Raw genomic sequence first — 13,261 nt, forward strand, 5'->3', positions numbered from 1 at the left:
GGCACTCCGCGTCAGGCCGCGAGCTCGGACGGCGCGTCCTGGCGCGACGACGTCGCTGCGCTGCCACGAGTTCCGCCGCCGGCACCACCACTGCCGTTGTCCTGACGGGACCGGCCTGGTAGCAGCGCTCGCCAGAGCACACGCGCCACGAAGCTGGGGCGCATCAACGCTTCTGGCCGGTCGATCAGCCCCGCCGCCCGCATGTACGCGGCGGTGACCTTGCTGTCGCGGGCGGCGGCGGTCTGCACCAGCGACAGGAATGCCTGCTGCATCTTGAGCTGGAACGTCCGCTTACCCGGAACACCGGGGAAGCTCAGGTCGACGGCGTTGGTCATCTCCCACGGCGGGTCGATGACGTCACGCGCCAGGTCACGGAAGTACTGCAGCGGATCGGGGGTAGCGCCGGTGTGCAGGTGATCGCGAATCGTCAGCGCCGACTGCGCCGCCACCGTCATGCCTTGCGCGTAGATCGGGTTGAAGCACGTGACGGCGTCCCCGGTGACCAGCAGGCCGTCCGGGAACCGCGTCAGGTTCTCGTACCGCCTGCGCAGCGTAGTCGGGAACCGGAATGCCACCGGCTCGTCCAGTGGCTCCGCCTGGCGCGCCGCCTCCGCGATCTCCGGCGCGGCCAGCGTCTCCAGCCAGCGGTACAGCCCTTCTTGGTCGGTGGGCGGGTGGTCACCGAGCAGGCCGTAGGTGGTCAACTCCACCCTGCCGCCGTCGGTCTTGGTGAAGATCGCGCCACGTGGTAGCTCCACCGACGCGGCCGGGTTGATCGACAGATCGCCGTCGTACGGGTCCGTGTTGAGCCGGTAGTGCTGGGTGACGTAGCCGAGGCCGATCTTCTTCAGCTCCTCCTCGACCCTCGGGTAGCCCAGTTGCTCCAGCCACAGCGGGGTGCGCGAACCTCGGCCGGTCGCGTCAACCACCAGATCGGCCTCGATGGTCTTCGCGGCGCTCTTGCCGGTCAGCCGCTGCACCCGCGCACCGGTCACCCTGCTGCCGTCCGCGGTCGTTGCCAGGCCGAGGATGTCGTGCTTCTCCAGGAACGACACCTGTGGCAACACGCGGGTGCGCTCGCGGATGTGCTTCTCCAGCATCGGCCTGCTCGCGGCGACGCAGACCAGGCCGGCGTCCTCCTGCCGCAGCCGGTTGCCCTTGAAGTACCACCGGACGCTGCCCGCGAGGTCGCCAGTGGGCACGCCATCGGCGAACAGTTCCTCGGTGATGCCGGGGTATAGCTCCTCCATCACCTGCTGGCCGCGGGCGAGCAACCCGTTGATGTGACGTCCCTGCGGGCAGCCGCGCCGGGGGCCGTCCTGGCCGACGAGTTCGTCGCGATCGACGATGAGCACCTCGTCGTAGGCGTCGGACAGCACCCTGGCCGCGAACAAGCCTGCCAGGCTGCCGCCCAGCACAACCGCGCGAGACTTCTCGCTCATCGATTACCTCCTCGAACGGTGATCTGCCGCGCAGACAATTACCGAGATAATCCATCGCGGCGGGCCATCCCGACGTCTCCTCAACTGCGATTCGGCGCCCGCTACGCGCATTGTTCTCGGTTCTTGCGCATTACCCCTGAAACCCGAGAAACGCGGCGGAATATCCGGGTAGCGTCGACGTGCGAATGTGACAAACCGGTTCACGAGCTGCACGAGGAGCACCCCACGTGTGCGGAATCACTGGTTCCATGGCCAGGAACGGCGGCACTGCCATCACAGGAGACGTGCTGGAAAGAATGATTTCCGCGCTCACCCATCGCGGCCCCGATGAGCGTGGTGAATTCACCGGAAATGGTGTCGCGCTCGGGTTCCGCAGGCTGTCGATTATTGATATCGACGGCGGGCGACAACCGATGTACAGCGAGGACGGCGGAATCGTCCTCGTCGGCAACGGCGAGATTTTCGACCACGCGCGCATCCGCGAGGAGCTGCGGCGCAGGGGGCATCGGTTCCGCACCGATTGCGACATCGAGGTGATCGTTCACCTTTACGAGGAAGAGGGCATCGACCTGCTGCACCGGCTCAACGGGCAGTTCGCGTTCGCGCTCTACGACAGGACGCGCGACCGGCTCTACCTCGCCCGCGACCAACTGGGCATCATTCCGCTCTTCTATGCCGACACCGGCGAGCACCTGGTGTTCGGCTCGGAGATCAAGTCGCTGTTGCCGCATCCCGGCATCAGCCGCGACGTCGACCTGGTCGGCCTCGACCAGGTGCTCACCTTTCCCGGCTTGGTCAGCCCCCGCACGATGTTCCGGGATGTCAGCAGCCTGCGAGCGGGCCATTACCTGCGGGTGGACGGCGCCGGCGCGCGAGAGGTGACGTATTGGGAGCTGGACTACCCCGCAGCGGAGGTCGGCCGGGGCACGGGCACAGACGTCAGCGGGGACATCTCCGAGGCGACCGAGCAGCACTACGTCGAGCGGCTGCGGGATCTCCTCGCGACCGCCGTGGACCGGAGACTGGTCGCCGACGTGCCGGTCGGCTTCTATCTCAGCGGCGGGCTCGACTCCTCGCTGATCGCCGCACTCGCCGCGGACCGCGCGCCGGGATCGCACTCGTACTCGGTGACCTTCGGCGAGTCCGGCATCGACGAATCGGGCTACCAGCGGCTCATGGCGGACTCGCTCGGTACCCGGCACCACGCCATCGAGTGCACGACGGACGACATCGCCTCCGCCATCGAGCGAATGGTGTGGCACGCGGAGTGCCCGGTGAAGGAGAGCTACAACACCTGCTCGTTGTTGCTCTCGCAGCTCGCCCACGACACCGGGACGCCGGTGATCCTGACAGGAGAGGGCGCCGACGAACTGTTCGGCGGCTACGTCGGCTACCGCTTCGACCAGCTCGGCGGCCACCGGGGTAGCGCTGCCAACGACCTCGCCGGTGCGCTCGAGCGGGACCTGCGCGCCAGATTATGGGGCGAGCCGGACCTGTTCTATGAGCGGGACTACGACGCCTGGCGCGACACCAAGCTCGACCTGTACGCCCCCGGCGTGCGGGAACGGTTCGCCGACGTCGACTGCCTGCGGGAACCGATCGTCGAGCACGCCATGCTGCGCGGTCGCGACCGGCTGAACCAACGGTCCTATCTGGACACCAAGCTGCGGCTGTCTGACCACCTGCTCGCCGACCACGGCGACCGGATGACGATGGCGAACTCGATCGAGGCACGCTACCCCTTCCTCGATCGCGACGTCGTCGAGTTCGCCAGGACCATCCCGCCGCGGCTCAAGGTCGGCAGGCTCGGTGAGAAACACCTGCTCAAACGAGCGGCAGCCGGGCTGGTGCCGCCGGAGATCAGCAGCAGGGAGAAGTTCGGCTTCCGCGCGCCCGGTAGTCCGAGCCTGCTGCGCCGGTATCCGGAGTGGACAGCAGACCTGCTCTCCCCTGCCCGCATCAAGCGACAAGGCGTGTTCGACGCGGGCGTCGTCGAGCACCTCACCACCCGTCATCGCGGCGCGGACGACGTTCATCCGCACTTCGACGACGATCTGCTGCTCGTGGTGCTCACCTTCTCTCTCCTGCACGACGCCTTCGGCATGACGGACATCGGCTGAGGCGCTGGACGACCGCTGCGACAACGCGACACCCCGACAGGAAGGACACCAGATGACCTTCGAACCCATCACCGCGCTCGTCCAGCGCGCGGTCGAGCGATTCGGCGAGCGGGTGGCCCTCGACTGCGCTGGCACCCAGTTCACCTACTCCGAACTGGACGAACGGGCGGGTCGCGTGGCGGCGACGCTCGCGGCGTCCGGTGCGCGGAAAGGCGACATCGTCGGGGTACTCGCGGACAACCGCGGCGAGGTCGTCGCGGGCATCCTGGGCGTGCTGCGGATCGGCGGCGTCGTGATGCCGCTTGACACCCACACACCACCGCAGGTGCTGCGGCACCAGGTCACCGACGCCACGCCAGGTCACGTCGTCCTCGACACCGCGGCCAAGGCGGTGGCAGACGACGTACTGACCCACGCCGCGCCGACGGCGACATGGGTTGTCATGGACGCGTTGCTCCCGGACGGCGGCGCCGCGCCAACCGTGTCTCACGCGCCCGACGACCCGGCCACGCTGTTCTTCACCTCCGGCTCGACCGGACGGCCGAAAGGGATCGTCGGCAGGCTGTCCGGGATCGACCACTTCATCCGGTGGGAAGCGGACCAACTCGGCGCCGGTCCAGGCTGGCGGGTCAGCAACCTGACGTCGCCATCGTTCGACGCGGTGCTGCGCGACATCTTCCTGCCGTTGACCACCGGCGGCACACTGTGCGCGCCGGACGCGGACGTGATACTCGATCCCGCCGCGCTGTGCCGATGGCTCGACGAACAGCACATCGATGTCGTGCACTGCGTGCCGTCGGTGTGGCGCGGCCTGCTCGGCGCGGCGACGTCGGCCCGGTTCGCGTCGCTGCGCTGCGTCGCGCTGTCCGGCGAACCGGTCGCCCCGAGCGATGTCAGCCGCTGGTTCGACCTGTTCGGCGAGCGGATTCGGCTGCTGAACCTGTACGGGCCGTCCGAGACGCTGATGACCAAGACCTGGCACGAGATCCGGCCGTCCGACGCCGAGCGGGAGTCGGTGCCGATCGGCAGGCCGATGCCGGACACCGACGTGGTGCTGCTTGACGATCAGGGCAGCCCGGTGCCGCAGGGAGCGATCGGTGAGATCTACCTGCGCACGCCGCACCGCTCGCTCGGGTATCACAATCAGCCCGAGGCGACCGGTGCGGCATTCGTGCCGAACCCGGCCGGCGAGACTTCCGATGTCCTGTACCGCACCGGCGACTTCGGCCGCCTCGGCGACGATGGCCTGCTGGAGTTCCTTGGCAGGACCGACCACCAGGTGAAGATCGGCGGGGTCAGGATCGAGCTGGGCGGCGTCGAGAGCGTGTTGCGTGCGCATCCGGCCGTAGCGGACGCCGCCGTTGTGGTCTCCAGTGCGGCCGATGGGCTGTGCGCGTTCGTTGAGCTGGCTGGTGAATCCGACCCGGACACCCTCACCGAGCACGTGGCCGAGCGGCTGCCCAGCGCCGCGGTGCCGAGCGTGATCGTGCCGCTGCCCGAACTGCCGCGCACGATCAGCGGCAAGATCAACCGCAAGGCGCTGCCCGTGCCCTCGGCGCGCCGCCAACCACCACGCTCTGACGGGCCGCCCCCCAGCACGCCGATGGAACGCACGATCGCACGGATGTGGGCAGCCGTGCTCAACATCGGCACCGAGACCGATCAGCTCGACGTCACAGCGGGCTTCTTCGCGTCAGGTGGCAGCTCGCTGCTTGTCATCGAGCTGCTCTCCCGGATCAGCGGCGAGCTGCGCGTCGACGTCGCGCTGCAGCGGTTCCTGGCCGAACCCACGATCGCCGCACTGGCGCGGCTGGTCGAGGACGCCGCCATCACTGATGACGCGCTCGACGACCTGCTTGACGACTCGGCAGCGGGCAGCACACGAGAGGAAGGTCTCGCATGAGCCAGCAGACACTGACCCAGCCGTCCGCCGAACAAGCGAGGTTGATCGAACGGCAGGTCGAGGACGCGCTGCGCCAGCGCGACGGCGTCGCGGACTGCGCGGTGGTCTACGCGGGTGCCGGAGCGACGGCCAGCGCGAACTGCGTCCGCTGCGGCATCAGCGACGCCTTCCCAGGCATCGGCTTCGACGACGGCGGGGTGTGCGACCTGTGCACCATGTACGCCACCCACCAGGACGAGATCCATTCTTACTTCGGCGACCTGGACGAGATGGTTCGGCTGCTCAAGGAGCGCGCCGCCGCCGTGGACGCGCCGTACGATTGCCTGCTGCTGTTCAGCGGCGGCAAGGACAGCAGCTACGTGCTGTACCGGCTGGTTGATCTCGGGTTGCGGGTCATGACGTTCACCTTCGACAACGGGTTCATCTCGAAGACAGCGCTGCGCAACGTCGAGCGGATCACGTCGGAGCTGGGCATCGAGCACGTCACCAAGACCCGTGCCGACCAGCGCAAGGTCTTCTTGGAGAGCCTGCGACAGCACAAGAGCGTCTGCAACGGCTGCTTCCGGTCGCTGCTCGACCTGAGCACCGAACTGGCCCATGAGCGCGGCATCCCGTCCCTGGTGACCGGACTGTCGCGCGGACAGATCATCGACGAGCGGCTGTCGTGGTTCTATCAGAACGGCATCTTCGACCCGGCGCAGATCGAGCCGAAACTCGCCATGGGCCGCCGGATCTACCACAGCGAGGAGGCCACCATCCAGCAGGCGGCCGTCGACGCCGTGGAGGTGGTCGACTTCTACCGCTACAGCGACGTCACCAAGGACGGCATCAAGGCGCTGCTCCAGGAGCGCTCGTCGCTGTGGTCGCAACCCGCTGACACCGGGTTCTGCAGCTCCAACTGCATGATCAACGACGTCGGCGTCTACGTGCACAACGCGGAACGCGGATTCCACAACTACGAGGCGCCGACGCGATGGGAGGTCAGACTCGGCCACCTCCGCCGCGCGGAGGCCGACGCCGAGCTGCGCGAACCCGTCAACATCGAGCGGGTCAAGCGGATGCTCGCCAAGATCGGCTATCCCGACCCTGAGAGCCACGCCCTGCTCGGCGACCGGCTCACCGCCTACGTCGTCCCCCGCGACGCCGGCGATTCGGAACGGCTGCGCGCCGGATTGGCCGAGGTGCTCCCGGAGTTCCTGCTGCCCGCGACGTGGGTCGACGTCGACGAGATCCCCCGCACGGCAGGCAAGGTCGTCCGGGAGCAGCTGCGTCCGGCGCGGGCCAGCCGCTTCGGCGTCGACACCAGCCCAACTGAGCCGCCGAGATCGGCGCCGCTGACGGCACCGCTGACCGAGACGCAACGCGTGATCCTGCGCGAGACCGGCGACGTCGACCAGGCGAGCATGGCGCTCCTGCTGGAACTGTCCGGCGACATCGACGCCAGCGCGGCGAAACGGATCGTGCTACAGGTACTGCTACACCACGACGCGCTCCGGCTGCGGTTCACCCGGGAAGACGGTGAGTGGTCGCAGTGCGACGGCGGGATGCCCACGACGCTCCCGGTGTCCAAACTGGACCTGTCAGGAAAACTGAGCGACGAGGAGCGGCTGACAGCCACGGCTGTCGCGCGGTTGCGGTCACGGTTGAGCGTGACCGCAGGACCACTGGTAGGCCTCGCTGTGGTCGAGCGTGGTGCGCTGCCGACGAGGTTGCTGCTCGTGGTGCACCAGCTCGCCACGGACACCCCCTCCCTGCGGCGACTGCTCGACGACCTCGCGACGGCCGTGCGGCAGTCCCAAGCAGGCGAGCCCCTGACGCTGCCCGACGCGGCGTCGTTTCTTGACCAGTGCGCTGCCGACGACGGGCCAGTACCGGCGGCCACGGCGACCCCGGACCACGACGTCCTGCCCGCGACAGACGACGGCGGCGACCGGGTTCGCATGCGCACCCAGTCACCCGATCCGGCACACCGTTCGGCCACGGACGTCGCGCGCGCCATCGCGTCGGCGCTCGCTGACTGGACGGGCGGCGACCTTGCGATCGACACGGTGGACCACACCAGCACCAACGACCACACCCGGCCCGTCGGGGCGCTCACGGAGCCGGTTCAGCTGGACATCGACACCAGCGGCCAGCTGATGACAACCGGCCGGCCATCGGCACGAGCGTCGGTCCGTTATGACCATTTCGGTGAGCCAGGTGCGCTCTACCCGTCGTCGAACACGCTGGCGGTCGTGCCGTGGCAGGAGATTGCGTTCGCACCCGCGTGGCACGGCGACCGCTACCGGATCGCGGTCACTGGATCCCGCAGCGATGGCGAGCTGACGCTGGACTGGTGGTGCTCGCCCGCCATGCGGGACCGGCTCGCCGCGGCAGGCGTGCCGCAACGAGTCGCGGATCGCCTCGGCGCCAGCGGGAGCCGGTGAGATGCGCGCACCGCAGCACAACCTGGGCGTACTCGGCGGTATGGGACCGTTGGCGACCGCGGAGTTCCTGCGGTCCCTCGCCGTGTCCGCCCCAGCGGCGACCGACCAGCAGCACCCCCGCGTGCTGCTGCTGTCCGAGCCAACGATCCCCGACCGCACCGAAGCCGTCCTCACCGGGGACGACGCACCACTGCCCGCGCTGGAACGCGGGCTACTCACGCTCGCGGGGTGGGGTGCGGACCTGCTCGCGGTGCCGTGCAACACCGCGCACGTGTACCTCGACCGGTTACGGGGGCGGCTCCCGGTCCCGGTGGTGGACATCGTCGACGCGACGCTGCGCGAGTCGATGCGGGTCAGCCCCGCGGGCGGTTGGCTCGCCGCGTCGTCTGGGACCGTCGCGAGCGGCCTCTATCAGCGACGCGCTAAGGCACTCGGCTACCGCGTGCTGGTGCCGGACGGCGTGCGGCGGGACGCGATCCACACCGCCGCGGTGCAGGTCAAGGCGAACCAGGCAGCCGAGGCGGGTGACACGCTACGGGAAGCGGTCCGGTCGCTGTGGCAGCGCGCGCGGCTCCCGGTCATCGGCGCCTGTACAGAGCTGCCACTCGCGTACGCGGCGGCGGACCTGCCGCCCGCGATGATGGTCTCCAGCCTGGACGCACTCGCGCAGGCGTGTGTGCGGCGCCTCTACGGCGCCACCCCGCCGCTGTGGGTCGGTGCGCCGTATGGCGAAGTAGGTGAGGCGGCATGAGGGCTGCTCGCAGGCCCGAATCAGCCAGCACTGGGGCTGCTCGCAGGCCCGAATCAGCCAGCACTGGGGCTGCTCGCAGGCCAGGGGCGGGCCGTGGCGCTGCGTGGCTCACGCCGTTGCGACCCGAGACCGGTGGCCCGCGCGTCGTCGCCGTCCCCCACGCGGGCGCGGGACCGCACGCGCTGATGCCACTGCTCTCCCATCTCCCCGAGGATCTCGATGTCTTGGGCGTGACACTTCCGGGCAGGGAACATCGTTTCGGCGAGCCGTGGGCCGATCCCGACCCCGGTGGGGTGGTCACGGAGATCGCCTCGGAGTTGGCGCTGTTGCCACGACGCCCAACCGTCTTGTTCGGACACAGTCTCGGCGCCGCCGTCGCGGCCGCGACGGCGCTGCGCAAACCCGAGGTGTGCGATGCTGTCGTGCTCAGTTCTTACCCGTCCGGCGGAACCGAGGCGCAGCGCGCTGGCCGCTGGGAGGATGCCGAACTGCTTGACATCGTCGCCCGCAGTGGCGGCACCCCGGAAGAGGTGCTGACCAGCGACTTCTGGCGAACACACCTGCTGCGGCTACTGCGGGGGGATCTCACGCTTGGCTCGCGGCTTTCGACGTCCACTGTGGATCACACACTGCCGATGCCCGTCACGCTGCTCACGAGTGACGACGACGAACTGGCGATAGGCACGAGTCTCGCACCAGGCGGATCACGAACACGGCGTCGGCGGTTTCCCGGCGGACACTTCTACCTGCTTGACGATCGCAACCAGCGCGGCGTCGCCAGCGAGATCGCCGCAGCGATCCAGCAAGCAGCGAGATGAGTTTCCCCTGGTAACGGCGCACGCTAAGACCCCATGTCACTTACCAAAACGACCGAAACCGAATCCCAGTTCGGGGTTCGCATTCGGCCGAGTTGGTAGCAACCGACACAGTAACGGACAAGGAGAAGCGCATGGTTGCCGTCGATACGGGCGCCTCGGGCGGTGCGTCACCGGGGCCAGTGACGACGCGACGCCGGTTCTTTCCCGAACTCGAGGGAATGCGAGGCTTCGCCGCGCTCGGCGTTCTGGTCACGCACGTGGCGTTCAGCTCAAGCCAAGTCGGCTGGGACGAGGTACCCGGCTTCGAACAGCAGGGCAATGGCTTCGCCGCAAACCTGCTGCAGCAGTTGCACGTCAGCCTGCCGATCTTCTTCGTGCTCTCGGGCATGCTGCTCTATCGACCGTTCGTGCTGTCCACCATCGCCGACACCCGGAGTCCCCGGCTGCGGCCGTACTTCTGGCGCAGGGCGCTGCGCACGCTTCCTGGCTACTGGGTGTGCCTTGGTGTCGTGCTGATCACCCTGAACACCGATCTCATCGAGAACTTCTGGGACGTCTTGCGCCCTGTGCTGCTACTGCAGGTATATGAGCAGGGGGCGCACGTCGCCGGTCTGGAGCAGGCCTGGAGCCTCGCCACCGAGGTCGCGTTCTACGCCACGCTGCCGGTGTTCGCGGCACTTCTGCACCGGTTCGCGCGCAAGGTCAGCGATCCAGGGCAGCGCGCGCGGCGCATCCTCACCGGACTGTCGCTCGGGCTGATCGTCGGTATCGCGTTCACGATCTACACGCACCAGCCGTCGATGGGTGTCTACCCGATGCAGAACGAATGGCCGATCGGCTGGGTCGGCTTCATCGCGATCGGGATGGCGCTGGCCACCTTGTCCGCGACGGCGGAGGTCGCGCCGCACGCGGTACCCGCGCCATACCGGCTTGTGATGGACCGTCCGATCCTGCCGTGGATCGGTGCGGTCGTGGTGTACTTGCTGGCGTGCGTGTCGCCGTTCGGTGACCCAGGCAAGGCGAACTACCCCGCGATGGACCAGGCGCTCGTCGAGCACATCGCCTACCTGAGCTTCGGACTGCTGATCGTCGCCCCGCTGACCGTGCCTGATCTGCGCTCCCGGTTCATCAAGGCGGTGCTGAGCAACCCGGTCACGCTCTACTTGGGACGGATCTCCTACGGCCTGTACCTCTGGCACATCGCGATCATCTACTACTACAGCACCGACGGCGTCCTGTTCCAGGTCGCCGGGTTCGGCGAGCTGCTTGTGGTGACCCTGCTCGGCAGCACCATCGCCGCCACGCTGAGCTACTACGTCGTGGAGAAGCCCGCGATGGCGCTCCGTGAGCGCCTGGGCAAGACAACCCGGACGCCGAGTGTCGCCGTCCTCGACAACACGCAGGAGCGCGCGCCTGTCCCGTCCGCCTGACGCGGCGGCTCATTCGCAACGCCCACGGTGGGGGTGGTCCTCGCGACCACCCCCACCGTGCTGCGCGCGCCGGCCTCGTGCGCCGTATCCCCCACTCTCGACGCTGTGTTCCCCGTTCCCGACGCTGTCGTCAGCGTTTCGGTCGTCGGTGTGTGCTCACGGGGCCCGAGCTCCTGGACCGACCACACACCGTCGGAGGGTGCGCAACACGCAACACGGCAGCAGGAACGTGGGACACAACGCCCTAGGCGTGGGACACGGCGTTCTGAGCGTGGGACACGGCGTTCGAAACGCGCAGCACGACGCTCCGGACGCCGCACATCGCGTCCGGAGCGGACGAGACGATGCTACGCGGGCAAGCCGAGGTGGCGGGCGATAAGCATCCGCTGCACCTCGCTGGTGCCTTCACCGATCTCCAGGATCTTGGCGTCGCGGTAGAAGCGCCCGACCGGCGACTCGTTCATGAAGCCGTAGCCGCCGAAGATCTGCGTGGCGTCGCGGGCGTTGTCCATGGCCGCGTTGGAGGACACCAGCTTGGCCATCGCCGCTTCCTGCTTGAATGGCTCGCCACGCAGCAGCTTGGCCACGGCCGCGTAGTACGCCAGCCGGGCGGTGTGCACGCGGGTTGCCATGTCCGCGATGGTGAACTGAATGGCCTGGCGGGACCCGATCGGCGCGCCGAAAGCCTCACGTTGACTGGCGTAGCGGACGCACTCGTCGACGCAGCCTTGGGCGAGTCCGACACCGACCGCCGAGATGGCGATGCGGCTTTCATCCAGAATGGACAGAAACTGCGCCATTCCCCTGCCGCGCTGGCCGAGCAGGTTCGATTCAGGTACCCGGCAGTCGGTGAAGGACAACTCGTGGGTGTCCGATGCGCACCATCCCACCTTGGAGTAGCTGGGACCGACGTCGAACCCCGGCGTGCCAGACGGCACCAGAATCGTGGAGATCTCCGCGCCGCTAGTACCAGCGTGGCCACCCGTCACCGCGGTCACCGTCACGACGCTGGTGATATCGGTGCCCGAGTTGGTGATGAAGCATTTGGTGCCGTTGATGACCCAGTCGCCGCCGTCCAGCTCAGCGCGCGTGCGAGTCGCTCCCGCGTCCGTACCGCCATCCGGCTCGGTCAACCCGAACGCCGCCAACGCCTCGCCACGGCACAACGACGGCAGCCACCGCTCGCGCTGTTCGACCGTGCCGAACCGGTACAGCGGCATCGCTCCGAGCGACACCCCGGCGGACAAGGCGATCGCGACGGACGAGTCCACCCGCGCCAGCTCCTCCAGCGCGATACACAGCGCGAGATAGTCGCCGCCCATGCCGCCCAGTTCCTCGGGGAACGGCAGACCGAACAGGCCCATCTTGCCCATGGTGGCGACCAGTGGATACGGGAACTCGCCACGCTCGTAGTAGTCGCCGATCACCGGCGAGACCTCGCTGCGCGCGAAGTCCGCGACGGTCGCGCGCAGCGCGTCGTGCTCGTCGTCCAGCCGAAGATCGATCACCGGATCACCCGGGAACCGAGCCGACCATGCCGCCGTCGGCGACGATCTCCTGGCCGGTGACGTACCCGGACGACGGCGACAGCAGGAACAGCACGACGTCAGCGATCTCGTCAGGCTCAGCGAGCCTGCCAGCAGGAACCTGGCTGCGGAAGAGGTCCCTGACCTCTTCCGATCCGGTCATGTCCATGAGCATCTCGGTCGCGACGTGGCCGGGCGTCACGGTGTTGACGCGGATGCCGCGCCCCGCGAGCGCGGGCGCCAGCGTCTGCGCGAGGCTGCGGACGGCCGCCTTGCTTGCGGCGTAGACCGAACCGGGCGCCATGCCACGATGCACCAGCCACGAGCCGTTCAGCACGATCGAGCCGCCATCGGCGAGCAGGTCGAGGGCCTTCTGCACCGTGAAGAAGGTGCCCTTGAGGTTGGTGTCGACGACCTGGTCGAAGTCAGCTTCGGTGATCGCGTCCGGCATCGCGTTGAGCCCGACACCGGCGTTGGCGAACACGCCGTCGAGGCTGCCGAAGCGGTGCTTGGTCTCGGCGATGATCCGATCGATCTCGTCGGGCCGTGCGACGTCGGCTGCCACCGCGAGCACCCGCGTGCCCGCGGCGAGCTCGTCGCTTGCCCGCTGCAACCGGTCCTTGTCCCTGCCCGCGATGACGACATTGGCGCCCTCGGCCACGAGACGACGGGCGGTGGCGAAGCCGATTCCCGAGCCGCCACCGGTGATGAGCACTGTTTTGCCTGCGAAAAACTCAGCCATGCCATCAGCGTCGCAGCCGAGGTACCCAGGAGGCGTCTTGCCGATTGCGCTTCGCTGACCAGCGGCGCCGCAATGCTGAGGACGCCTCCGTGCGCCAACCTGC

9 protein-coding genes are annotated in these 13,261 nt (G+C 68.3%); 6 read left to right on the forward strand and 3 right to left on the reverse strand.

Going from position 1 to position 13,261, the window contains the following annotated elements:
• Positions 1-11 precede the first annotated feature (11 nt).
• Entirely contained in the window at positions 12-1,442 is a 1,431-nt protein-coding gene (locus AMYHA_RS19220) for an FAD-dependent oxidoreductase (RefSeq protein WP_157362257.1), read from the reverse strand.
• Positions 1,443-1,669: 227 nt separating this feature from the next.
• Here AMYHA_RS19220 and asnB point away from each other — a divergent pair, with 227 nt between their 5' ends.
• The 6 genes from asnB (at position 1,670) to AMYHA_RS19250 (ending at position 10,890) form a co-directional block, all read left to right on the forward strand.
• Positions 1,670-3,562 carry an asparagine synthase (glutamine-hydrolyzing) gene (asnB, locus tag AMYHA_RS19225; protein WP_034273241.1) on the forward strand — a complete coding sequence of 631 codons (1,893 nt, stop codon included), beginning with the start codon at positions 1,670-1,672 and terminating at the stop codon, positions 3,560-3,562.
• 52 nt (positions 3,563-3,614) lie between these two features.
• A complete protein-coding gene (locus AMYHA_RS19230; protein ID WP_051400097.1) occupies positions 3,615-5,465 on the forward strand; it encodes a non-ribosomal peptide synthetase in 1,851 nt (616 codons plus the stop codon).
• Positions 5,462-7,891 (forward strand): condensation domain-containing protein, encoded by a 2,430-nt coding sequence (locus AMYHA_RS19235; protein WP_034273243.1) that lies wholly within the window; start codon positions 5,462-5,464, stop codon positions 7,889-7,891. Before AMYHA_RS19230 ends, AMYHA_RS19235 begins: the two co-directional genes overlap by 4 nt.
• A gap of 1 nt (position 7,892) precedes the next feature.
• Positions 7,893-8,642, forward strand: coding sequence for a cysteate racemase (gene cuyB / locus AMYHA_RS19240; protein ID WP_084037375.1), 750 nt, complete (start codon positions 7,893-7,895; stop codon positions 8,640-8,642).
• A 116-nt stretch (positions 8,643-8,758) separates the two neighbouring features.
• Positions 8,759-9,460, forward strand: coding sequence for a thioesterase II family protein (locus tag AMYHA_RS25975; RefSeq protein WP_169732958.1), 702 nt, complete (start codon positions 8,759-8,761; stop codon positions 9,458-9,460).
• A gap of 131 nt (positions 9,461-9,591) precedes the next feature.
• Positions 9,592-10,890 (forward strand): acyltransferase family protein, encoded by a 1,299-nt coding sequence (locus AMYHA_RS19250; protein WP_051400099.1) that lies wholly within the window; start codon positions 9,592-9,594, stop codon positions 10,888-10,890.
• A 347-nt stretch (positions 10,891-11,237) separates the two neighbouring features.
• Here the strand turns inward: AMYHA_RS19250 and AMYHA_RS19255 are convergent, their stop codons facing one another.
• On the reverse strand, positions 11,238-12,398 hold the full coding sequence (locus tag AMYHA_RS19255) for an acyl-CoA dehydrogenase family protein (RefSeq protein WP_034273245.1): 1,161 nt from the start codon (positions 12,396-12,398) through the stop codon (positions 11,238-11,240).
• 4 nt (positions 12,399-12,402) lie between these two features.
• Positions 12,403-13,158, reverse strand: a complete 756-nt coding sequence (locus tag AMYHA_RS19260) for an SDR family NAD(P)-dependent oxidoreductase (RefSeq protein WP_034273247.1) — start codon at positions 13,156-13,158, stop codon at positions 12,403-12,405.
• Positions 13,159-13,261 lie beyond the last annotated feature (103 nt).

The sequence above is a fragment of the Haloechinothrix halophila YIM 93223 genome (assembly GCF_000504245.1).
Lineage (GTDB): Bacteria > Actinomycetota > Actinomycetes > Mycobacteriales > Pseudonocardiaceae > Haloechinothrix_A > Haloechinothrix_A halophila.